The following is a 21,506-nucleotide window of genomic DNA, read 5'->3' on the forward strand; positions in this document are numbered from 1 at the left end:
CCCACGCAATAGCCTCAATATTGACCGATCCGGTGCCCATACACTCGGTTTTGGCGATTGTTCCGACACGATAGTCGATTCGGCGAGCTGGGTCGACCGGGTCGGAGCATACCGTCTGTCTCCCCTCGCTTCGTGGCCCCAATTTGGGGCTTCGCTCAGTATTCCCAATACACGTTCGAGAGGTGACCGAAAATAATGAAATAAACCGAACAAAACCGACGTATCTTCGATAACGACGGTCGATTGGCGGGGATTCGTTGTATAAAGCCTTATCTTCATGTGTTCTCCATAGACGGGTATCAACCCCGATCATGGCTGATCACGCCTTCCTCCGGATGGAGGATATCTACAAGGAGTTCCCGGGCGTCGTCGCCAACGACCACATCGATCTCTCTGTCAACGGCGGCGAGATCCACGGCCTGCTCGGCGAGAACGGCGCGGGGAAATCCACGCTGATGAAGATCTTGTATGGGTTGTATACGCCAGACAGCGGTGAGATCTATCTCGGTGACGACCGGCTTGAGTTGGACACACCCCAAGACGCGATCGACGCCGGCATCGGCATGGTCCACCAGCATTTCAAGCTGATTCCCCGACTCACCGTCGCCGAGAACGTCGTCCTCGGCCAGCGGGAGCCGGCGGCGACGTTCCGCGCCGACAACGACGACAGCCGCCTCCCCGAATCGATCCGAAACAACCGCGTCGTCAAGTCGCTGGCCGAGACGTTTTCCCTCGGCCTCGACGCACCCGAACAACGGATTCAGGAACTCGCCGACCAGTACGGCTTCGACATCGATGTGAGCGCGAACGTCGCCGACCTTGACGTGGGCCAACAGCAGCGCGTTGAGATCCTCAAAGCCCTCTACCGCGACGTGGATCTGCTCGTCCTCGATGAGCCGACGGCCGTCCTCTCGCCGACGGAGGCCGACCGCCTCTTCGACTCGCTGAGCCGGCTGGCCGACGAAGGACTTTCGATCATTTTCATCACCCACAAACTCGGCGAGGTGACGGCGATTGCCGACCGCGTGACCGTCCTCAGAGAGGGACGGCGAGTTGATACCGTCCCGGTCGCCGAAACCACACAGGCCGACCTCGCGGAGTTGATGGTCGGCCGGGAAGTGCTGTTCCGGATCGAGAAGGACGACGCGGCTCACGGCGATCCCGTGCTGGAAGCAAGCGGCCTCCGAGCCGACGACGACCGCGGGATCGAATCCCTCTCGGGCCTCGATCTGACCGTCCGCGAGGGCGAGGTCGTCGGCATCGCCGGCGTCAGCGGCAACGGCCAGACCGAACTCGCCGAGGCGTTGGCCGGTATCCGCGAGTTGACCGACGGCGACCTTCGAATCGACGGTGCCGATCTGACGGGGGCGTCGCCGCGGGCGTTCGTCGATGCCGGCGTCTCCTTCGTCCCTGAGGATCGTCTGCGGTACGGCTGTGCGGAGGAGCTATCGGTGCTCCACAACGCCGGGATGAAAGCCTACCGCGAGGACCGCTTCGCCGACGGCCCGCTGCTGGATTACGACGAACTGGGCCGCTACGCCGAGTCGCTGGTCGAAGACTTCGACATCCGCGGCGTCAGCGACGTGACCGATATCGACGCCGGCGACCTCTCGGGCGGCAACCTCCAGAAGCTGATCCTCGCCCGCGAACTCGACCGCGATCCCGATCTCTTGATCGCCAACCAGCCGACCCGCGGCGTCGACGTGGGAGCCATCGAGTTCATCAGGGAGGCGATCCTCGAACAGCGCGAACAGGGAACCGGCGTCGTGTTGCTCTCGGAGGACCTCGACGAAATTACTGATCTGAGCGACCGAATCCTCGTCATCTACGAAGGCGAGTTCGTCTACGAGACGACCCCCGAGAACGCGGATCGGGAACGACTCGGCATCGAGATGACTGGCGGCCGTGTCGCCGACGAGCCGGCTGACGCGGTCAATTCGCCTGAGGCGGTTGCCCCCACAGCGGCCACCGACGGGGCTGAATCGACCGACTCGACAGCCGATGTCGCCGCCGCAGGGGACGGGGACTGATGGTCGGAATCGACCTCACAGCCCGTGAGAACGTCCCGCGCTGGCTCAACTATGCGACGCCGGTCGTCACGATCCTGCTGGCACTGGCCTGCGGCGCGGTCGCCCTGCTGGCTCTCGGCGTCAGCCCGCTTGCGGCCTACTGGACGATGTTCGGCGACACGCTGCTCAGTACGTTCGGCCGCACCCAGACGCTGATCAAAGCCGTTCCGCTGATCTTGGCGGGACTCGCAGTCTATCTCCCGCTTCGGGCCGGCCTGTTCAACATCGGTGCTGAGGGGCAACTGGTCTTCGGCGCGATCGCCGGCACGTGGATCGGGTTGAACGTCGAGTTGCCCAGCGTGCTGTTGCTCCCGCTTATGTTCGTCGCGGCCGGCACCGCGGGCGCGTTCCTCGCCGGGATTCCGGCGTGGCTCCGCGCGAAGTGGGACGTCAACGAGATCATCACCTCGCTGTTGTTGACGTTCGTCGCGCTCCAGCTCCAGAGCTATCTCGTCCGCGGGCCGATGCAGGATCCGACCGGCAACTTTCCGCATACAGCCCAACTCTCCGCAGCAGCGACGATCCCGGAAGCACTCCTCGGCGTTCACGCCGGCCTCATTGTCGCCGTCGTCGCCGTCGCCGTCACCTACGTCTTGGTGCGAAAAACCGGCCTCGGCTTCGAGATCACGTTCGTCGGCGCGAACGACGCAGCCGCCAGACAGGCGGGGATGAGCCGGTTCAAGATCTACCTCCTCGTCTTCGTTATCGGCGGAGCCTTTGCGGGGCTGGCCGGGATCAGCGAGATCGCCGGCCTGCAGGGACGGCTCCGCGCCGGCTTCGAGCCGGGCTACGGCTTTACCGCGATCCCGATCGCCCTGCTGGGCCGCAACAGCGCGATCAACGTCATGCTGGCTGGGCTGTTTTTCGCCCTGCTGTTCGTCGGCGGCTCAAGCATGTCGGTCGCCTACGGCGTCCCGGCCGCCCTCGTCGAAATCCTCCAGGCACTCATCATCCTCTTTTTGATCACCGCGGAGTTCTTCAAACGCTACCACGTCGACATCGAGTTCGACCGCGCAGGCGACGCGGCGACAGGCGGTGAGGCCTGATGGTGACGTTCGCCGCCGGCCTGTTGGACGCGACGGTGCAGGCGGCGACCGTCCTTATCCTCGCCGGCCTTGGCGAACTCATCACCGAACGGGCCGGCGTGCTCAACCTCGGCGTCGAGGGGATGATGCTGGCGGGCGCGCTCGGTGGATTCATCGTGACCGTTCTCACCGGCAGCCACTGGCTCGGGTTCGGCGTCGGCATCCTCTGTGGAATGGCTCTCGCCTTGGTGCACGCGTTCCTCTGTATCACGCTCAAATCCGATCAGGTGATCAGCGGCGTCATGATCACGCTCCTCGGCGGCGGCCTCACCACGTATTTCGGCTCGGCGTGGGTCGAGGAGTCAATCGATGGCTTCCCGGAAGTGACACTGCCGCTGATCGGCGAGTATCTCGTTGAGATCCCGCTGATCGGCGAGGCGTTCTTCCGAAGCACGGCGACCGACTACCTCGCGTTGCTGCTGGTGCCGCTCGGCTGGTTCTTCCTCACCCGGACGAACCTCGGGCTCGAACTGGTCTCGATCGGCGAGGACCCCGAAACGGCCGACACGATGGGAGTCTCCGTGTTTCGGCTCCGCTATCTGGCCGTGTTGATCGGCGGCGGCTTCGCCGGTGCGGCCGGCGCGCACCTCTCGCTTGCCTTTTCCGGACTATGGGTGCCGGGGATGACCGCCGGCCGCGGCTGGATCGCCGTCGCCCTCGTTATCTTCGCGCAGTGGCGGCCGAGTCGGCTGCTGATCGGGGCCTACCTCTTCGGCCTGCTGGATGCGTTCCGGCTGCGCTCTCAGTCGTTGTCGCTGTCGCTTGAGCCCGGCACACCGCTGGCCAGCGTGTTCAATCCCGTCATCGACTTCCTCACCAATCCGCAGATCATGGGTACTTACCCGTATCTGGCGACGATCATCGTCCTCACCTACGCCGTCGCCCGCACGAAGGGCGATCGGCTGGCGGTGCCGGACGCACTGTTGGAGCCCTACACCCGCGAGACAGACTAAGCAGCAGTCACTCCGCCGTCGCTGGCGGTACCGAACTGCTTTTCGCGCGGTTAACCAAACGAAAGCTATGGAACGGCTGCTCGAATCGATCCACGAGGCTCCGATCATCGATAAGGACGGCTACGAGTACATCGTCCACCCGATCAGCAACGGCGTGCCGATGCTCGATCCAGCCTTGCTGCGGGAGGTCGTCGTCGAAATCACCCGCGTCGCCGACCTCGATGTCGACAAGATCGTCGCCCCCGAGGCGATGGGCATCCACATCGCCACCGCGCTCTCGCTGCAGACCGACATTCCCCTTGTCGTGATTCGGAAACGACCCTACGGCCTCGACGGGGAGGTCTCACTGCACAAGACGACCGGGTACTCCGAGTCGGAGATGTACATCAACGACATCGACCCCGACGACCGCCTGCTGATCGTTGACGACCTGCTCTCGACCGGCGGCACGATGACCGCGATCTGTGACGCACTCGACGAGATCGGCGCGGAGATCGCCGACATCGTCATCGTCATCAAGAAGACCGGCGACAGCGAGTTCGACGACTCCGATCACGAGGCGACGAGTCTGGTCGAGATCTCGGTTGACGACGGCGAAGCCGTGATTCACTCCAGTATCGATTCCGCGTAGTGAACGGTTCCGGATTCAACGCGATAGGCCGTTTTTCCGGTCGAAAATCGACTCCTCGTCGGTTGGGTACAAGCGATACACAGCATCAGTGACTTCATTGGGCTGGCGAGTCTAGCAGCTCTGTATGTCAGACCTCATCCTGTACGAACTCCCGGGCTGTCCGTACTGCGCGAAAGTCATCTCGAAACTCGACGAACTCGGCCTCGAATACGAGTCCCGAGAGGTGCCGCGCTCACACGGCGAGCGGACTGAAGTCAAGGAAGTCAGCGGCCAGACCGGCGTCCCGGTGTTGATCGACAAACAGCACGACATCGACGGAATGCCGGAAAGCGACGACATCGTCGCTCACCTCGAATCGAACTACGCCTAATTCGGCTGCAACATCGCCGACGCTGTTAGTCGGGCGAGGCCGCGCGGTCGCGGATCAGTTCTCGAATCCGCTCCGGTTCATCGATGTCGGCGAGCTCCTCACAGGAGACGATCGCGGTTCCCTCGACCGATTCGCGTTTCGTTTTGTCGGCAGTGAAGTACACCGACCGGGTTTTCGTCACGCGACCGATCGAACTCATCAGTTCGGCCCGTTTCTCCGCGCTTTCGGTAAACGGCGAGTGACCGGTGAGGACGTTGTGCTCCCGGCGGTCGTTGTCCTCGCTGACGGCTTTGAACGGCGAGCGGTTGGTCGGATGCACATCGAAGCCGGCCTCGGCCAGCACCGACAGGACGTGTTGATCGTCGGGGTCAGCGTCGGGCTCGTCGGGTACCGGGTCGGCATCGTGGACATCCTCAGCACCCTCAAGCACCGACACGGGATTCGAGAACGGCTGGTCGAACAGTTCTTCAAGCTGGATTGCCACCTCGATAGAGGCGTTCATCCCGTCTTCGTATTTGGACACTGTGCGACGGGAAACACCGAGTTCGGTCGCCAGCCGACCGAGGCTCCAGCCGCGTTCTTCGCGTTCGTCGGCCAGCAGATCACCGTCGATGCTGACGTACAGCCCGCCGGGGGCGGCGTAGATNAGCGGCGGNACTNCNTCGACGAAGAGGTCGNNGGCGGTNTCNGGNNNGANNNCNGGNACGCCGTGCCGGAAGTAGACGACGCCGGGCTTCAGCTCCTCGTCGCGCGTGCGNAGNCCGANCACCATCGGCGTCGCNNNGAGGTAATCGCCGAGGCGACGGAGTTCCGCGCCGGTTTCGGGGTTGAACGCGTCGATGTTGCCGAGGATCTTCAACAGTACGAGATCGTCCCCGCGACGGGCTGCGAGGTCGAAGCTCTTCGGCCGGACGGAACACCGGTCACTAACGAGGAAGTCGGCATCCTCCAGCATCGCAGCGACGTTGCCGACCAGTGCTGTCCGTGACATAGACGGGCCTAGTGAGTTACGGCATATATAGGTTGTGGCAGGTATCGCCGGATATCACGGTTCCGTCAGTTGATTTGTCGGTTTCGCCGCCGGAAGGGTTATATATAAATCGACGGGCGAGGCGAAAACGGTTTTCGCAGCCGCCCAGTAGAGACGACGATGACCGTCATCGGGCTCGACGACACCGATTCCCGGCGGCAGGGGATGTGTACGACCTACCTCGCCGCCCGGCTGTCCGACGCCATCACCGACGCGGGCGGCCACGTCGAGCGCGTCCTCCTCGTCCGGCTCAATCCGGCGGTCGAACACAAAACCCGCGGCAACGCCGCGCTGGCGGTGCACACTGATCTGCCGGCCAACGAGGCGGCCGATCTCGCCGCTGATCGCATCGAATCTCTCGCCATCGACGCCGACGCCCGAACCAGTCCCGGCCTCGTCGTCGCCGACGACACACCCGAAACAGTGCCCGACGCCGTGGCCGACTTCGCCGAGCGGGCGATCCGCGACCGACTCAGCCTCGATACCGCACTCGACGTTGCCGACGACGCGGGCTACGAGCATCACGGCTGGGCCGGCGAGAGCGATGTCGTCGGTCGCGGGCGAATCGGCGCGCTCGCGGCCGTCGGCGCGTGGACCGCCCTCGATGAGTGGACCTACGAACACATCGCCTACCGCGAGTTCGACCGCTGTGGCTCACCCCGCGAGGTCGATATCGACTCCGTCTTCGCTGCGGCCGACCGCGGCTACCCGACCGTCTGGGATACCGTTGACCGCGAGGAAGGACAGGCAGTCTGCGTCCCCAACGCGCCCGGCCCGATCCTCTACGGCATCCGCGGCGACGACGCCGATGCCGTCGGCCGGGTCGCCGACGCTATCGAGAGCGAGCCAGTAGAGCGGAGCCGCTGTTTTCTGACGAATCAAGGCACTGACCTGCACCTGCGCGAAGGGACACTCGGCTCGCTACAGGGGGGTAGTGCCTACCGTGTCGATGGCGTCGTCACCGAACCGCCGACAACGCGGGAAGGCGGCCACGTTTTCTTTACACTCGGGCAGGACGGCGAGAGCGATGCGGCCGGCGACGCGACCGCCGACTGCGTCGCCTTCGAGCCGACGAAGCGGTTCCGCGACCGGGTGCGCGCACTGCGCGTAGGGGACCGACTCACGGTCTGCGGCGAGTACAGCGACGGGACGATCAAACTCGAAAAGTTCGCTATCCGGGCGTTGAATCGCACCGAACAGGTAACGCCGACCTGCGAGGAGTGTGGCTGTCGGATGGAATCAGCCGGCCGCGATCAGGGCTACCGGTGTCGGGACTGTGGGACATCGGCTCCCGGGCTGGTGGAACGAGAACGGGACCGCGACCTCGAGATCGGCTGGTACGAAGTGCCGCCGTGTGCGCGGCGACACATCGCAAAACCGCTCGTTCGCGGCGGGTTCGACGCACCGACACACCCGGAACGATAGTGAAAAAATCGGGACTCAGTCGGTATCGACGTAGGCGTCGACGACGACTTTGATCCGGTTGGCCAGCACGTCCATGTCGGCAGCGGCGTGGTCGCCCTTGTAGACGAACTCGGTGACGCCCTTCTCGGAGGCCTTCTTTGCGATGGGTTCGAGTTCGCGACCGGTAAGGAGGATGACCGGAATCTCAGGGGGTTCGTCGCCGGCGTTCAGCGAGTCGGCCAGCTCGATCCCGGTTTCGTCCGGCAGTTCGTAGTTGACGACGACGACATCGAAATCACCGGTTTCGATCCGGGTTCTGGCTTCCTCGGCGGTTTTGACCGCCGTTAGGCTCATCCCGTGGGTCGCTTCCAGCACCTCAACGACCCGCATCGACATGAAATCGCTGTCCTCGACAAGCAGTATGTTTGGGGTTATCATTGCTGTCGCTCCTGTCGGCCGTGCTGTTTGCCGCCGAGCCGTGTGCTGTCCTGCGGAATCATTGCCCGGAAGTCCGTTGGCGGCCATATGACCCGCACCGATTTAATAGTGTAGTATGGAATCGCCCAGCCGAACGGCGGTCGGCGGGAGCAGTCGCTGTCGCCAGCGGTAATCAGCAGTAGCCATCGCCATCATGACCGTTAGTAGCTATCGCCAGCGGTGACCGTCAGTAGCTGTCGACGTTGGTGCCGACCGAACAGACGTACTCGCCAACGGCGACCTGCGGAAGCCGCCGTGATCGCCAGAAAACACCGCTGTTGTCGGCGGCGACGCTGTCTTTCACCTCGCCGAAGGGGTCGGTGATCTCGAACAGCGTATCGCCCTCGTCAACGCGGTCGCCGAGATCGACACAGTAGTCGACCAGCCCGCCCGCCGAGGCACCGTACTGATCGAACCGCTTGGCGCGAGTTTGCCGTTCGGTCACCGCTTCGCCGTCGAGGAAGTCGTAGTGATTGAGGACGTTGAAGACGCCCTCGACGCCGGCCTGAATACTCTCCTCGTCGAAGCCGACCGAGCCGCCGAGTTCGGGATCCACCGTCGGAATCCCCTCATCGGGAGCGACGCGAGCGAGTTGGCCCTCCGGGCCCTTCTGATCGAGGACGTACCCGCAGCCGAAGACTTTCGCCAACTGGAGACACTCGCTGTGGAGCGTGTGTCGGCGACCGCAGCGGACGCGAACCTCCTCGATCATCCGGCTGGTCGAGCCCTGATGGAGGTCCAAAATCAGGTCGGCCGTCTTGGCGGTCTCGAAGACGGCGGCGGCGATCCGCTCGCTGGCGGTTCCCTCCGAGTCGCCGGGGAACGTCCGATTGAGCTTGCGGTCGTCGATCGGATTGCGGTGTTCGGCTACCTGAAACCCGTGATAGTTGACGATGCCGACGATCAGGATTTCGCCGGCCAACTCGGCGGGATCGAGCTGTGGGACGATCCGTCGGAGGACGCCCAGCCCGTTGAGTTCGTTGCCGTCGCTGACCGCTTGGATGTAGAGGCGATCGCCGTCGCTCGCGCCGTTGATCACGGCGACCGGCAGCCCCGCGCGACTGCCGTCGCGGGTCTCGCCGATATCGAGCCGGCCGACGGCGAGCTCGCCGGGATCGGCCGAGGCGGAGCCGAGCGTGATCGTCATTACCGGGCGGAGGGCCGCCCCGGTCTTAGGCGGTTCGATCCACTGGAAGGCAGAACGGATGCACCCGAAACCCGAACCGCTTTCCGGGACAGGACCCTACCGAGGGCTAATGAGCACGCTGTACTGGATTCTCGCGGGCGTGTTCGCCTACACCATTGCGATTCTCGCCGTGGAACGACGCGGACTGCTGCCCTCCTCGGTCTCCGTCTCCGGGCCGTTGCTGACGGTGCATACGAAACGCGGGCGGGCCTTCCTCACCAAGCTGGCCAAACCAAAACGGTTCTGGCGGGCCCTCGGCAACATCGGCGTCGGCGTCGCCCTCGTCGTGATGGTCGGCACGTTCATCGCCCTCATCGCCCAGAGCGTCCAGATCCTCCGGTCGCCACCGACCGAGAGCGTCCTCCAAAGCCCCCAAAACGTCCTCGTGATCCCCGGCGTCAACGAGTTTCTCCCGCTGTCGGTCGCCCCTGAGATCGTCATCGGCCTGCTGATCGGGATGGTCGTCCACGAGGGCGGCCACGGNCTGCTCTGCCGNGTCGAGGANATCGANATCGACTCGATGGGNNTCGCGCTGTTCGCNNTNNTNCCNNTCGGCGCGTTCGTCGAACCCGACGANGAGAGCGTCAACGCCGCCGAGCGCGGCCCCCGAACCCGGATGTACGCCGCGGGCGTCCTCAACAACTTCATTATCACCGCGATTGCCTTCGCCCTCCTCTTTGGCCCGGTTGTCAGCGGGATCGCCGTCGCCGACGGCGCGTCGGTCGGCGGTGTCTACCCCGGCAGTGCGGCGTCCGCTGCCGACATCCAAGCTGGCGACCGGATCGTCGCCGTCGGCGGCGAGGAGATCACCTCCGACGTGGCGTTCCAGCGCGTTCTCGACGAAACCGCGGCCGCCAGCGTCACCGTCACCCTCGCCGACGGCACCGAAACGACCGTCGAACGATCCGCACTGATTACGTCAGTCGTCACCGACTCGCCGTTCGCGGCTGGCAGCGGCGAAAGCGAGGGTGGTGAAAGCGGCGACGCCAGCAATAGCGACACCGGCGATAGCGACACCGGCGACGAGTTCGGGAGCGGCGACGACACCGGCCTCTCGACCGACGACACGATCACCGCCGTCGCCGGCACCGAAGTCAGAACGGAAGCGGGGATTCGAGCGGCCGCGACTGACACCGCCGACCCGGTCGTCTCGGTGGCGGCGACCGACGGTCAAACCGGCGAGTCGAAGACCGTCAGCGGCCCGCTGGGCGTGTTGGCGACAGTCGCGCCGGACGGCCCGCTGGCGGCGACGGAGGCGGCCGATGTCGGTGACCGCCTCGTCATTACGTCGGTTGCCGGCGAGCGGACCGTCGATTTCCCGGCTCTTGAGGCAGCACTCGCCGACAGCGAGCCCGGCGACACGATCGATCTCGCCGGCTACAGCGACGGCGAGGCGACGACCTACACGGTCGAACTCGGCGAGCATCCCGAGAACGACGGCGAGCCGTTCGTCGGGATCACCGACGCCAGCAGTTTCAGCGGGATCGGGATCAACAGCGTTGGGGTCAAACCCTACCCCGCCGACACGTTCCTCTCGATCCTCGGCGGCGACGTGGGCGACGGGATCGCCATCGTCCTGTTGTTCCTGCTGATCCTGCCGTTCGCATCAGTCATCGATCCGAGTCTCGATTTCAACTTCGCCGGCTTCGTCGATGCCAACGCCGAGTTCTACGAGGTCGTCGGCCCGCTGGCCGGCCTCGGTGAGGGTGGCGTGTTCCTGCTGGCCAATGTGCTGTTTTGGACCGGCTGGATCAACCTCAACCTCGCGTTCTTCAACTGTATTCCGGCGTTCCCACTCGACGGCGGGCACATCCTCCGAACCTCGACGGAGGCCATCGTCTCCCGGCTACCGACCGGCGCGAAACCGCAGGTGACGCGGGCGATCACGACTGCTGTCGGGATCACGATGGGGCTTAGCCTCGTGTTGATGATCTTCGGCCCGCAGTTGCTGAATTAAGCCCGGTTCCCAGCGCGTAGGGAAACGCGTAAACTCCAAACCATCGTGGAGCCAACGCCACCTATGGCCGAAGTCCCGCAGACCGACGAAGGATGGTATATGCTCCATGACTTTCGGGCAATCGAGTGGGACGCCTGGCGGAACGCGCCCGATCACGACCGCGAACGCGCCGTCAGGGACGCCCGAGAGTATCTGGAAGCACACGAATCAGCCGCTGACGCCGACGGCGAAGGCACCTCGGCGGTGTTCTCGATCATCGGCCACAAGGCCGACCTGCTGATCGTCCACCTCCGCCCGACGCTCGACGCCCTCTCTGCGGCCGAACGCAACTTCGAGCAGACGGGCTTCGCCGACTTCACGACGCAGCCGACCTCCTACGTCTCGGTGACGGAGGTCTCGGGCTATGTCTCAGACGACTACTTCCAAGACGACGGCGAGGTCGATGAAGGGCTGCGCCGCTATATCGAAGGCAAACTCAAACCCGAGATTCCCGACGACGAGTACATCTCCTTCTATCCGATGGCCAAACGCCGCGGCGAGACGTACAACTGGTACACCCTCGATTTCGAGGATCGCGCCGAGTTGATGAGCGAGCACGGCGAGACTGGCAAAGGATACGCCGGCGACATCAAACAGATCATCTCCTCGTCGGTCGGCTTCGATGACTACGAGTGGGGCGTCACACTGTTTGCGGCCGACCCAACAGATATCAAGGATATCGTCTACGAGATGCGGTTCGACGAGGCGACGGCGAACTACGGCGAGTTCGGCTCCTTCTACACCGGCCGCCGGTTCCCGCCGCGTGACCTGCTGGCGTTCATGAACGGCGAGGCGGTTCCAGCGGGCGAGGGCAGCGAAGGCGGCCACCCACACGGCGGTAGCGATGCCGACCACCATCAGGGCGACGACGGCCATCATCACGGCGACGACGGTCATCACCACGGCGACGGCGATGGCGACGGACACCATCACGGAGGCGACGACGGCGGACACCACGGCGACGACGCGCACGGCAAGGACGACGCTGACGCCGACGAAGAATCGATCCGCGGCGAGTTGGCCGATCTCGATATTTACGCCGGTAAACCCCACGGCGAGGACGTGTACGCGACCGTTCTCTACTCCGAAGCCGACACCGACGACCTCTTCGAGGAGGTCGACGGCCTGCGCGGGAACTTCGAACACTACGACACCCACGTCAAAACCGCAGTCTACGAGGCCGCCGACCGCGACCGCGCGGCCGTCGTCTCGATCTGGGAAACCGCCAGCGCGGCCGACACCGCTGCGGGCTTCCTGTCGGAACTGCCGGGCATCGTCGAACGCGCCAGCGAGGAAAGCGGCTTCGGGACGATGGGGATGTTCTACACGGTCAAACCCGACTCCCGCGAGGATTTCGTCACGAAATTCGACACCGTCGGCGACGTGCTCAACGAAACAGAGGGCCACATCGAGACGGATCTGATGATCAACGAGGAGGACGAAAACGACATGTTCATCGCCAGCCAGTGGAACGCGAAGGAGGATGCCATGGGCTTCTTCCGCTCCGATGAGTTCCAGAACACCGTCGAGTGGGGCCGGGACGTGCTGGCCGACCGACCACGACACGTGTTCCTCGCCTAACCATGTCAGCTGAACCACCAACCGACTGGGCCGTACAGGACTGGCTCCTCGTCGCCGAGGGGCTGTCGAGCCGGTTCCACCCGGAGGACGATTCGAAGCGAGCCCGCCGCGGCTGGCGGCTGCTGGAGACGGTCTGTCAGGCCTGCGAGGTCGACGCGACGGAGTACATCTTCGAGATCGACGACGAGTGGGGAGCCGAGGCGGCCGCCGCAGCGGGCCCCGATGCCCACCCCGATAGCCAGCCGGTCGATCGGTTCGACGAGACTGATTGGCAACTCGTCGCCGACGCGCTAACCGAAATCGCCGACCGTGAGACCGAAACGACCCGAACACAGCGAGCAGCGGCACTGGCGCAGTCAGTCGCCAGTCGGGAGCCCTCGGTCTCGTTGCGAGCCGTTTCCGAATCATAGGCCAGCGACGAGCAGAGCCGCTTCGAAGCGTTTTGGTACGGGAGCACCACAGTGTGGGTATGACAGTCCCAACCGCCCACCACGTCGGGCTCACAGTCAGCGATCTGGAGGCCGCCGTTGATTTCTACCGCTCGGTCTTCGACTGCTCGGTCGTCGCGGAGTTCAGCGTCGCCGGCGACGCCTTCGAAACCGGCGTCGGCATCGACGACGCCAGCGCGCGGTTCGCCCATCTCGATCTCGGCTCAGTACGGCTCGAACTCGTCGCCTACGACCCGGCTGGCGACGATCGACCGGCGGCCGAACTCAACGAGTCGGGCGCGACACATCTCGGCGTCGAAGTCGATAGCCTCGATGACTTTTACCGGTCGCTGTCGGCCGATGTCGAAACGATCAGCGAGCCACAGACGACCGAAACCGGGACGAAAATCTGCTTCCTGCGCGATCCGGACGACCACCTCGTCGAAGTGCTTGAGCTGGACGCTTAGGCGAGCGCGTACGGCCAAGCGGTCGTGCTGATCGCCAGCAGCGCGAGGGCCGCGCCGGTCAGGGCGACGTTTTTCAGAAAGTTGACCATCTCGCCCTGTTTTTGATCCTCTGGGACCGCCCAGAAGTCGTGCATCAGGGGTGTCGTCACGACGAGGAAGACGATGAGCGCGCCCGCAGCCAGCGACGGAAGGACGCCGGCAGCGACACCGAGGCCGCCGAACAGCAGGATCCCGCCGGTAAACGGGACCATGAGCCCCGGTGCAGGCACGCCTTTCGCGCCCGCGTAGCCGGCCATCGCGTCAGCATCGAGGAAGTGGTTCAGGCCGTTGAACGCGAGAACCCCGCCGAACAGCAGGCGACCGAGCAGGAACAGTTCGCCGGCGACCGCGCCGTCGAAGCCGGCCTGTAGTGGCAGCGTCGATACGAGAAGTTCGGAAACCGTTGTCGGTAACATTTTGCAAGTAACTGTATGGACGCAACTGATATATTGTTTCCCGGACAGGAATGTAATCAGCTAACATCGATGTTACCGGGACTGCAAGACGCGTTGAGACGGTGTTCGTATCCAGGGCAGAGCAGCGAACAACCGCAGCAGGGGCCACTACCGCGTTTGTGACGGGAGTGTCGCAACCGACTGAATCGGCGGAACGACTTTAGACAATGGCCGTCTGTATACACCTAATGTCCCAGCAGTCCACTCCCGCCGACGGCGACACCGGCCCCTGTTCGGTCGTCGAAGCCATCGAACAGGTCGGCTCGCCGTGGCGACTCGTGATCCTCCACGACCTCCAGGAAGGCGAAAAGCGGTTCAACGAACTCAAACGCTCGACCGAGGCCAACTCCCGGACGCTCTCCCGCGTCCTTGATGACCTCCAAGAAACCGGCTTCGTCGAACGCCGGCTCGAAGAGGACGCACCGGTGGCGAGCTACTACAGCCTGACTGCGAAGGGTGAATCGCTGTGTCCCGTTTTCGACGAAATCGAGGCGTGGGCCGACGACTGGCTGGCGACGGCCGACGCCGCACCGGTCGACGACGACTAACGAGTCGCCGCTGGCAACGACTGCCCTGTCAACACCGACTGTTATTCTTCGCTGTCGGACTCGACTGTTTGGGCCGATTTGATCGCCTCAGCGTCGGGCTCGACGACCGTTTCCGTCTCCGGGTGGCTAAGTGTCACGGCGTGTCGCGTGTGGCGCGCGTGGGTTTCGGCCCACCGTCTCGCCGGCTTCTCGTCGAGGAACCGCTCGCCGTCGGGGCACTGCTGGCAGTCGACGACCCACGGCGTCACACCGTCGGGGAAATGGCCGGTGTGGCGTTCGTGATCGAGGGCGAACTGCTCGAACGCTTGGTTGCCGGCGTACAGCGAATCGAGTTCGTAATCGAGGGCCCACGTTCGGCCACACCGCGAACAGGAGACCGTCGGTGTGTTGCCCGCCGGCTCCTCGTCGGCGGCCGGCGAGTCGTCGGGGTCGGTTGGCGGGTTCGACACGACCACGGATTACGACGCGAGGCATTTGTATCTACCTAGCCGGCGGCCACCGCAGCTGACGCGAGCGGCGGAACGAACGTCCGAAAAGCCACAGCCTCAGACGCAGCCGGGGAACTCCTCGCCCTGAATGTGGACCGAATCGACCCACGGTTCGAGGTCGTCGGCGGGTTTGGTGAACCGCGATCGGGAGTCCATGTAGGACATGATGAGTGCGCGCCGCCAGTCCTCGGTCGTGTTCGGCGCGGTGTAATGCGGAACGAGACAGTGCGTGAACAGCGCGTCGCCGGCCTCCATCGGGAGTTCGACGAGGTCGTCCTCGCTGTAGTCGGTGTCGTTGATGACGATATCAGTCTCGTACTCATCAGCCTCGTGGTTCAGCATGCCATCCTTGTGCGCGCCCGGAATCACGGTCATACAACCGTTCTCGGGCGTCGCGTCGTCGAGAGCAATCCAGACGGTGAGGTGGTCCCGCGGCTGAATCGGGTAGTAGGCGGCGTCCTGATGGAGCCCCTTCTCGCTGCCGACCGACGGCGGTTTGAACATCGCCGCGCTGCGGAGGAGTTTGAGGTGCTCGCCGAGCAGCTGTTCGGCGACCGCCGTGATCGTCTCGTGGTTAGCGATCTCGCCGAAGACATCGTCCTCCTCGACCATGCCGAGGCCCTCAAACTTCCGGACGGCATCGCCTTCCTCTTCGACATCGAGTTCGCCACGTTTGACGCGCGGCTCGATCTGAGATTCGAACGTCTGTGGCTCGCGGTCACCGTGACTGTACTCGCGGAGCCGGTTGATCGTCCGCTCGATCATCTCGCTGGACAGCGCGTCCTCGACGACGAGATAGCCGTCGGACTGGTACTGTTCGAACTGCGAGTCGGAGAGTTCCATACTGAGCACATGGTGGTATCGACTTCTAATATTTTCTCTTTGGCCGTGATCGGAAGGTCAAAACCCCCGGCAGTCGTCCGCTCGTCTACAAACCGATGCCGGATCTCCTGACGCACGCGCTGCTCGCCTACACCCTCGCCGTCGTGCTCTCGTACCGATACGAGTGGCTGACGCCGACGTTCGTGACGGTCTGTATGATGGGCGCGTTCATCCCCGATCTGACGAAAATCCGGATTCTATGGCCGTCCTGGCGGGTCGAGCAATGGCTCGGCATCCCCTTCGATTGGACAGCCCTCCACACGGTCGGCGGCACGTTCGTCTCGGTGCTGATCGGTGTCGTGGTAGTCCCGGCCGCCTACCGCAAGCGAGTCTTCGGGCTGCTGGCAGTCGGTGCCGGCTCGCATTTGGTTCTCGATTCGCTGTTGGCCTTCCCCGCCGGGCGAATGAAGTTCGTGCTCTGGCCGCTGACGACGTACCGGCCCGTCTTCGAGGGACTGTTCGTCTCAAGCGATCGGTGGCCACTCGTCGTTGCAGCGGTGCTCGCAGCACTGGCGTGGTATCTCCGCTACCGCCACTCACCGCCAGCGTGGGACGAATAGCTGGAGCAGCCGACGACGGTCGCTATCAGGTCGAGAGCGGAATTGGTTGCTCCGAAGTATCGGGAACGCGCTCGTCCCGGTAGATCGCTTCCAGTTTGTCAATCGTTCGCTCGACGGAGAACCGTTCGACCGCCGCTCGCGTCGGTCGGTCGCCGTGGAGGCAGTCGGTGATCGCCGCCTGCATTTCGGTGAGATCGCCGTACGCGAACCGTGCTCCGTTGTCGTCGGTGATCGTCTCGGTGAACGGCTGGACGTCGGCCGCGGCGACTGGCGTCCCGCAGGCGTTGGCCTCAAGCGTCGATAAACCGAGCGTATCGCAAGTCGAGGCCGTCACGAAGGCATCGAGTGAACTGTAGAACGTGGGTAACTGCTCCCGCGGCAGGAAATCACGAAACTCGACGTTGTCGGGTGCGGTCGCTTCCAGCCGCGGCCGGTCCGGCCCCTCGCCGACGATCACGTAGCGGAACTTCGGCGTCTCGGCGGCGACACGGAGGATTTCGTCGACATTCTTTTTTCGTGTTAGCCGGCCGCTGTAGCCAACGACCGGCCGAGGGCCGTCAAACAGCGACTCTCCTTGCGGCTGAAAGGTTTCCAGATCGACGCCGACGGGGAGTTTCTCGTGGGCCACGTCGCGTCGGATCTTCGATGTCGAGGCGGTCACGGCATCGAACGACCGGAGGAAGCGAGTCTCGTAGGCGACGTAGGCTCGGCCCGCGAGATCGGCGAGCCGATCGAATTTGAGGGCCTGAATCAGGTAGTCCTCGATCGGCGTATGGTGGGTGTAGACCGACCGCAGACCGTTGCGCGCCGCGTACTGCCGGCCCATGAGTCCCGTCGTCGCCGGGCCGTGACAGTGGACGACATCGAGGTCGGGCAGCGACGACAGCCGCCGGTAGACCGGCATCCGGTAGGGTTCGTAAAACGGGTTCGGCAGCGACGGCACCGGGTACTCGTGTGGCCCCGGCTCGTGGCTGCTGTCGGGATAGACGATGGAGACCTCGTGGCCACGGGACTCCAGCCGCTCGCGCCACGTCTTGATCGTGTACGTGACGCCGTCGATCCCGGGAAAATAGCTGTCCGTGAAGAACCCGATTCTCATTCGCGTCTCTACGGGGGCATTGGCTCCGTTCGGTTTCAATCTGCCGGGACGGCTCGTGGACGCGCCACTGAGCGTTACGAATCAGCCGCCTCGTCCATCTCGTCCAACACAGTATCGACAAAAGCGGGCGCGCCGTTCTCGTAGTCGGGGGCAACGTCGCTGCCGCAGTACTCCTCAACGCGGTCGATCACGCGCTCGACGGTCGTTGCCATCGAGATTCCGGGAAGGTGTTTCGCCTCGGCGCGTTCGGCGAGAGCCTTCTGGAACGGCAGGAATGGGTAGATCACACACGGCGTGCCGGCGACGACGGTATCTGCAATCGACGAAAAGCCGGTACAGACGACGACGTCGGCAGCGGCCGTATACGGCGTCATCGTCGGCTTCGTCTCCCAGTTGTCGTCACCGACGGTGCGGACATCGTACCCCTTCGCTTCCAGTCGATCGCGTAGCTCCGCGAAGTTGTCGCCGTGGCTGCCGGGATTCAGCAGAACGTCGTACGGTTCGACCGCCTCGTCAGGGTCGCCTTCCTGGGCCAGCGGCCCGACGCGGGTCGTCCCCTCGGGTGCGGGGTCATCCGGCCACAGCGACGTGACGATGATCCCCTCGGCGAACTGCAGCGAGACCTGATTGTAGAACGCCAGTGGCGGCCCCCAGATCGATCCGAAGAGGTCGGTCGTCAGGTGGTCGATCCGGTAGAAGTCGATGCCGAGACGAGCGGCCGCGAGACCCGCAAACACGTCGTCGGTGATCAGGACATCAGGCTCCTCCTCGCGGAGCCACGCGGTGACCTCGCGGAAGCGACGAACCGACGATGGCACCAGATCGAACAGCGTGTGTTCAAGGAACGCCCGCGGCGTGTCACCTTCGACGGTGACAGTGGTAAACTCCGGCTGGTCGAAGCCGTTGAGATCGACGAACCGCCCGCCGGGGCCGCCGCCGGCGATCGAAACCTCGATCCCGCGGGACTCGAACTCCTTGGCGACCGGGATGCTCCGGGCGGCGTGGCCCGCGCCATCACACCAGTAGACGATTGCGACGTTGTCGATCATCCGGTTGGCTGTGCTCATCGCTTGCGGTATATAAGCCGACCGTGAGCGCGGCGATCTTGCGCTGTGGATCAGAGTTACTAATTACCCGCTGGTCGTAGCCAGCGATATGACCGAGATCACGGGGCGGAAAAACGTCGTCTTCCTCGTGTTGGACTCCCTGCGGAAGGATCGCGTCTCCGTCTACAACGACGACGTCGAGTTCACCGACTCCCTGCAGGCACTCGCCGACGACGCGGTCGTCTTCGACGATGCCGTCACCCAAGCTCCGTGGACGCTGCCCTCGCATGCCTCGATGTTCACCGGGCTATACCCGTGGGAACACGGGACGACTCACGCCCGGAGCTACTTCGACGGCAGCCACGAGACGTTCATCACGGAGTTCGCCGACGCCGGCTACGACACCGCCGCGATCACCTCGAACATCTGGATCACTCCCCACAAGGGAATGACCGACGACTTCGACTACGTCGAAAACTTCCTTGGAACTGCCGACAACACCATCAGCCAACGGCTCTCGAAACTCTCGACGAAGCTCTACGATTCACTCGGGACGCTCCCCAAGCGCGTCATCGGCCGCCAACTCGACCGGGCGTTCCGGCTGTTCGGCGTCGATGACTCCTGTAAATCCGAGGAGACGGTCGCAGCGGTCGAATCCTATCTCGATGCCCAACCCGCTGAGGACCCGTTTTTCTGCTACGTCAATCTGATGGAGCCTCACGAGCCGTACCACCCGCCGGCCGAGTACCTCGACAAACACGGCGTGAGCGACACCAGCAGCATCCCCCAGCGACAGAAGGATATGTTCACGATGGACGATCCCGATTTCGAGGCCCTCCGACGGATCTACGACGCCTCCGTCGATTATACCGACAACCTCGTCGGGCGAATCACCGACAGCCTCGCGGCCAACGATCTCGCCAACGATACCGTCGTCGTCGTGCTATCTGATCACGGTCAAGCCCTCGGCGAGAGCGAGGGATTGTTCGGCCACCAGTTCACGACGGCCGATCCCGTGATCGAGACCGTCCTCTTCGTCGATCACCCTGACCTCGATGGCGACCACCGGGAGGAACCGTTCGAACTCCGGCGGCTCCACGATCTCGTCCCGTACTACGCCGGCCTCGAACCGAAACCCGACGAGGTCGTCGCCGACACCGTCCGCGGCGGGTGTGAGTTCCCAGAGAACTTCACCGGCTACATTCCAAGCGACGCGTGGGACGAGTACTACCGGAAACACCGGTATCTCATCCGCGACGGAACGACCGTGCGAAAATCCGTCGACGAGGACGGCAACGCGCGGTATCAAGCAACCCACCGCGAGACGGGTGAGTCCGTCGCCGTGTCCGACGAATTGCGCGAGGCTGTCGACGCCATCGACAGTGGAACGGCGGTCGATCACGGGGCGGATGCCGACGACCAGCCGGGTGAACCGGACGACCGCCCGGAGGAAGCAGCCGACGAGGAGATTCAGGATCGACTCGAAGCCCTCGGCTACCGGTGACGGTTCGCCTAAGCTAAGTGGCTCCCCTGTCTTCGACCAGCCATCGAATGAGTGCCACCGCGAACCGTATCGTCACGCGACCGGGCGAGCCGGTCGTCGCCCTGCCACACACGCCGGCCGGCAGCCGGACACACACGCCGGCCGCGGCGATCCCCGTCTGACCGATGCAGATCCCCGGACGTGACGGACTGACCCGGCGTGACCTGCTGTGGTATGGGATCACCGGCCTGTTGTTCGCCGGCCTGCTGTATTTCGCTGACACCGGCGAGTTCTTCCGCGCGCTCGGTCGTGTTGACCGGTCGTTGTTCGCCGTCGCCGTCGCCATCGGCCTCTCGTCGCTGTTCGTCTGGGCGTGGGTCTGGCACCGATTTTTCGGCCAACTCGGAATCGAAACCACCGTCTCGCGGACGATCCGGCTGTTTTTAACCGGGCATTTCCTGAACTCGATCACGCCGCTGGGGCAGTTCGGCGGCGAGCCGGTCATGGCCTACCTCGTCTCGGAGGCGACCGATTCGGAGTACGAGGAAGCGTTGGCGGCGGTCGTCTCCTCGGATATGGTCAACGCCGTCCCGTTTTTCACCTTCACCATCGGCGGCGTCGGCTACCTCTACCTGTTCGGCTCGCTACAGGCGTTCCTCGTCGAAGTCGGCGTGTTGGCCGTGGCGATCCTCACGCTCGGCGGCGGACTCGCGTATCTGCTGTGGTCGCCGGATAGCACGCTTGGCCGGGCAGCGACCCGGCTGTTCGCGGGGCTCGAAGCACGGTTCGACCGCGGCGAAGCCCTGTTTCAGTCGCTGCAGGAGCGCGTCGAGCGGGTCGAAGCCCTCTTCGAGAAAGCCGGCCGTGACCGGCGGTTCCTGGTGACGACGGTCACCGTCTCACATCTCGCTATCGTCGCCCAGATCGTCTCGCTGTACGTCGTCTTTTTCGCCATGGGGCTTGAGCCGACGATCGTCCCGCTGTACTTCATCGTCAACCTCTCGACGATCGCCACGCTGTCGCCGACGCCCGGTGGCAGCGGGACCTACGAAGCCGCCTTTTCGTGGCTGATGACGCTGTTTTACTCGGTCGATCTGGCGACGGCGTTGACCGCAGCGGTGTTGTTCCGGCTGACGACCTACTGGCCGGGGTTGGTCCTCGGCTTCGGGACACTGCTGACGCTCGATCGAGACGGCGAGGCCGAGCCGCCGGAGGAGCCGGAACTGTAA

The 21,506-nt window shown here is 64.1% G+C and carries 22 protein-coding genes; 14 read left to right on the forward strand and 8 right to left on the reverse strand.

The genetic code is table 11. From position 1 onward, the window contains the following. Positions 1-311 precede the first annotated feature (311 nt). From EGH24_RS00155 to EGH24_RS00175, 5 genes are all read left to right on the forward strand, one after another. Positions 312-2,030, forward strand: coding sequence for an ABC transporter ATP-binding protein (locus EGH24_RS00155; protein WP_142978159.1), 1,719 nt, complete (start codon positions 312-314; stop codon positions 2,028-2,030). Beyond that, positions 2,027-3,115 (forward strand): ABC transporter permease, encoded by a 1,089-nt coding sequence (locus EGH24_RS00160; RefSeq protein WP_142978160.1) that lies wholly within the window; start codon positions 2,027-2,029, stop codon positions 3,113-3,115. The genes EGH24_RS00155 and EGH24_RS00160 overlap by 4 nt, the downstream gene beginning before the upstream one ends. Next, the gene (locus tag EGH24_RS00165) at positions 3,115-4,107 is read left to right on the forward strand and encodes an ABC transporter permease (protein ID WP_142978161.1); all 993 of its coding nucleotides are present in this window, start codon (positions 3,115-3,117) and stop codon (positions 4,105-4,107) included. The genes EGH24_RS00160 and EGH24_RS00165 overlap by 1 nt, the downstream gene beginning before the upstream one ends. Positions 4,108-4,174: 67 nt before the next feature. Further along, positions 4,175-4,738 (forward strand): hypoxanthine/guanine phosphoribosyltransferase, encoded by a 564-nt coding sequence (gene hpt, locus EGH24_RS00170; protein WP_142978162.1) that lies wholly within the window; start codon positions 4,175-4,177, stop codon positions 4,736-4,738. A gap of 124 nt (positions 4,739-4,862) precedes the next feature. Then, complete coding sequence (locus EGH24_RS00175) at positions 4,863-5,108, forward strand: glutaredoxin family protein (protein WP_142978163.1); 246 nt, start codon at positions 4,863-4,865, stop codon at positions 5,106-5,108. A gap of 25 nt (positions 5,109-5,133) precedes the next feature. Here EGH24_RS00175 and EGH24_RS00180 read toward each other — a convergent pair whose 3' ends face one another. Then, complete coding sequence (locus EGH24_RS00180) at positions 5,134-6,099, reverse strand: transcriptional regulator (RefSeq protein ID WP_142978164.1); 966 nt, start codon at positions 6,097-6,099, stop codon at positions 5,134-5,136. Positions 6,100-6,258: 159 nt separating this feature from the next. Here EGH24_RS00180 and EGH24_RS00185 point away from each other — a divergent pair, with 159 nt between their 5' ends. Further along, a complete protein-coding gene (locus EGH24_RS00185) occupies positions 6,259-7,563 on the forward strand; it encodes a tRNA(Ile)(2)-agmatinylcytidine synthase (protein ID WP_142978165.1) in 1,305 nt (434 codons plus the stop codon). A gap of 15 nt (positions 7,564-7,578) precedes the next feature. Here the strand turns inward: EGH24_RS00185 and EGH24_RS00190 are convergent, their stop codons facing one another. Together EGH24_RS00190 and EGH24_RS00195 are read right to left on the reverse strand one after the other, a co-directional pair. Next, positions 7,579-7,980, reverse strand: a complete 402-nt coding sequence (locus EGH24_RS00190; RefSeq protein WP_142978166.1) for a response regulator — start codon at positions 7,978-7,980, stop codon at positions 7,579-7,581. Between the two features lie 226 nt (positions 7,981-8,206). Next, positions 8,207-9,166, reverse strand: a complete 960-nt coding sequence (locus EGH24_RS00195; protein WP_142978167.1) for a succinylglutamate desuccinylase/aspartoacylase family protein — start codon at positions 9,164-9,166, stop codon at positions 8,207-8,209. A 328-nt stretch (positions 9,167-9,494) separates the two neighbouring features. On the opposite strand from EGH24_RS00195, the gene EGH24_RS00200 reads away from it, so the two are divergent. The 4 genes from EGH24_RS00200 to EGH24_RS00215 all read left to right on the forward strand — a co-directional run bounded on the left by EGH24_RS00200 (position 9,495) and on the right by EGH24_RS00215 (position 13,677). Then, positions 9,495-11,162, forward strand: a complete 1,668-nt coding sequence (locus tag EGH24_RS00200; protein ID WP_449271757.1) for a site-2 protease family protein — start codon at positions 9,495-9,497, stop codon at positions 11,160-11,162. Positions 11,163-11,225: 63 nt separating this feature from the next. Then, positions 11,226-12,782 carry a heme-binding protein gene (locus tag EGH24_RS00205; protein WP_142978169.1) on the forward strand — a complete coding sequence of 519 codons (1,557 nt, stop codon included), beginning with the start codon at positions 11,226-11,228 and terminating at the stop codon, positions 12,780-12,782. A gap of 2 nt (positions 12,783-12,784) precedes the next feature. Next, a complete protein-coding gene (locus tag EGH24_RS00210; RefSeq protein WP_142978170.1) occupies positions 12,785-13,192 on the forward strand; it encodes a hypothetical protein in 408 nt (135 codons plus the stop codon). Positions 13,193-13,251: 59 nt separating this feature from the next. Continuing rightward, positions 13,252-13,677, forward strand: coding sequence for a VOC family protein (locus EGH24_RS00215; RefSeq protein ID WP_142978171.1), 426 nt, complete (start codon positions 13,252-13,254; stop codon positions 13,675-13,677). Here the strand turns inward: EGH24_RS00215 and EGH24_RS00220 are convergent. Then, a complete protein-coding gene (locus tag EGH24_RS00220) occupies positions 13,674-14,132 on the reverse strand; it encodes a DoxX family protein (RefSeq protein WP_142978172.1) in 459 nt (152 codons plus the stop codon). The genes EGH24_RS00215 and EGH24_RS00220 overlap by 4 nt on opposite strands. Before the next feature lie 227 nt (positions 14,133-14,359). On the opposite strand from EGH24_RS00220, the gene EGH24_RS00225 reads away from it, so the two are divergent. Beyond that, positions 14,360-14,719 (forward strand): winged helix-turn-helix transcriptional regulator, encoded by a 360-nt coding sequence (locus EGH24_RS00225; protein WP_142978173.1) that lies wholly within the window; start codon positions 14,360-14,362, stop codon positions 14,717-14,719. Positions 14,720-14,760: 41 nt separating this feature from the next. On the opposite strand, the gene EGH24_RS00230 is transcribed toward EGH24_RS00225, so the two are convergent. Further along, the gene (locus tag EGH24_RS00230) at positions 14,761-15,168 is read right to left on the reverse strand and encodes a hypothetical protein (protein ID WP_142978174.1); all 408 of its coding nucleotides are present in this window, start codon (positions 15,166-15,168) and stop codon (positions 14,761-14,763) included. Positions 15,169-15,264: 96 nt separating this feature from the next. Then, on the reverse strand, positions 15,265-16,050 hold the full coding sequence (locus EGH24_RS00235; protein WP_142978175.1) for a phytanoyl-CoA dioxygenase family protein: 786 nt from the start codon (positions 16,048-16,050) through the stop codon (positions 15,265-15,267). 95 nt (positions 16,051-16,145) lie between these two features. Between EGH24_RS00235 and EGH24_RS00240 the strand changes: the two genes are divergently transcribed. Next, positions 16,146-16,649 carry a metal-dependent hydrolase gene (locus EGH24_RS00240; RefSeq protein WP_142978176.1) on the forward strand — a complete coding sequence of 168 codons (504 nt, stop codon included), beginning with the start codon at positions 16,146-16,148 and terminating at the stop codon, positions 16,647-16,649. Between the two features lie 25 nt (positions 16,650-16,674). Here EGH24_RS00240 and EGH24_RS00245 read toward each other — a convergent pair whose 3' ends face one another. Continuing rightward, positions 16,675-17,748, reverse strand: coding sequence for a glycosyltransferase (locus tag EGH24_RS00245; protein ID WP_142978177.1), 1,074 nt, complete (start codon positions 17,746-17,748; stop codon positions 16,675-16,677). A 74-nt stretch (positions 17,749-17,822) separates the two neighbouring features. Further along, positions 17,823-18,815 carry a glycosyltransferase gene (locus tag EGH24_RS00250; protein ID WP_142978178.1) on the reverse strand — a complete coding sequence of 331 codons (993 nt, stop codon included), beginning with the start codon at positions 18,813-18,815 and terminating at the stop codon, positions 17,823-17,825. 88 nt (positions 18,816-18,903) lie between these two features. Between EGH24_RS00250 and EGH24_RS00255 the strand changes: the two genes are divergently transcribed. Next, positions 18,904-20,298 (forward strand): sulfatase, encoded by a 1,395-nt coding sequence (locus EGH24_RS00255; RefSeq protein ID WP_142978179.1) that lies wholly within the window; start codon positions 18,904-18,906, stop codon positions 20,296-20,298. A gap of 164 nt (positions 20,299-20,462) precedes the next feature. Continuing rightward, complete coding sequence (locus EGH24_RS00260; RefSeq protein ID WP_142978180.1) at positions 20,463-21,506, forward strand: lysylphosphatidylglycerol synthase transmembrane domain-containing protein; 1,044 nt, start codon at positions 20,463-20,465, stop codon at positions 21,504-21,506.

It is taken from the genome of Halonotius terrestris (genome assembly GCF_006861665.1).
GTDB lineage: Archaea > Halobacteriota > Halobacteria > Halobacteriales > Haloferacaceae > Halonotius > Halonotius terrestris.

Coding starts and splice junctions, on each gene's coding strand:
- EGH24_RS00155 (WP_142978159.1), top strand. CDS start 312: ATGGCTGATCACGCCTTCCTCCGGATGGAGGATATCTACAAGGAGTTC.
- EGH24_RS00165 (WP_142978161.1), top strand. CDS start 3,115: ATGGTGACGTTCGCCGCCGGCCTGTTGGACGCGACGGTGCAGGCGGCG.
- hpt (WP_142978162.1), top strand. CDS start 4,175: ATGGAACGGCTGCTCGAATCGATCCACGAGGCTCCGATCATCGATAAG.
- EGH24_RS00175 (WP_142978163.1), top strand. CDS start 4,863: ATGTCAGACCTCATCCTGTACGAACTCCCGGGCTGTCCGTACTGCGCG.
- EGH24_RS00185 (WP_142978165.1), top strand. CDS start 6,259: ATGACCGTCATCGGGCTCGACGACACCGATTCCCGGCGGCAGGGGATG.
- EGH24_RS00190 (WP_142978166.1), bottom strand. CDS start 7,980: ATGATAACCCCAAACATACTGCTTGTCGAGGACAGCGATTTCATGTCG.
- EGH24_RS00195 (WP_142978167.1), bottom strand. CDS start 9,166: ATGACGATCACGCTCGGCTCCGCCTCGGCCGATCCCGGCGAGCTCGCC.
- EGH24_RS00205 (WP_142978169.1), top strand. CDS start 11,226: ATGGCCGAAGTCCCGCAGACCGACGAAGGATGGTATATGCTCCATGAC.
- EGH24_RS00210 (WP_142978170.1), top strand. CDS start 12,785: ATGTCAGCTGAACCACCAACCGACTGGGCCGTACAGGACTGGCTCCTC.
- EGH24_RS00215 (WP_142978171.1), top strand. CDS start 13,252: ATGACAGTCCCAACCGCCCACCACGTCGGGCTCACAGTCAGCGATCTG.
- EGH24_RS00220 (WP_142978172.1), bottom strand. CDS start 14,132: ATGTTACCGACAACGGTTTCCGAACTTCTCGTATCGACGCTGCCACTA.
- EGH24_RS00225 (WP_142978173.1), top strand. CDS start 14,360: ATGTCCCAGCAGTCCACTCCCGCCGACGGCGACACCGGCCCCTGTTCG.
- EGH24_RS00235 (WP_142978175.1), bottom strand. CDS start 16,050: ATGGAACTCTCCGACTCGCAGTTCGAACAGTACCAGTCCGACGGCTAT.
- EGH24_RS00240 (WP_142978176.1), top strand. CDS start 16,146: ATGCCGGATCTCCTGACGCACGCGCTGCTCGCCTACACCCTCGCCGTC.
- EGH24_RS00245 (WP_142978177.1), bottom strand. CDS start 17,748: ATGAGAATCGGGTTCTTCACGGACAGCTATTTTCCCGGGATCGACGGC.
- EGH24_RS00250 (WP_142978178.1), bottom strand. CDS start 18,815: ATGAGCACAGCCAACCGGATGATCGACAACGTCGCAATCGTCTACTGG.
- EGH24_RS00255 (WP_142978179.1), top strand. CDS start 18,904: ATGACCGAGATCACGGGGCGGAAAAACGTCGTCTTCCTCGTGTTGGAC.
- EGH24_RS00260 (WP_142978180.1), top strand. CDS start 20,463: ATGCAGATCCCCGGACGTGACGGACTGACCCGGCGTGACCTGCTGTGG.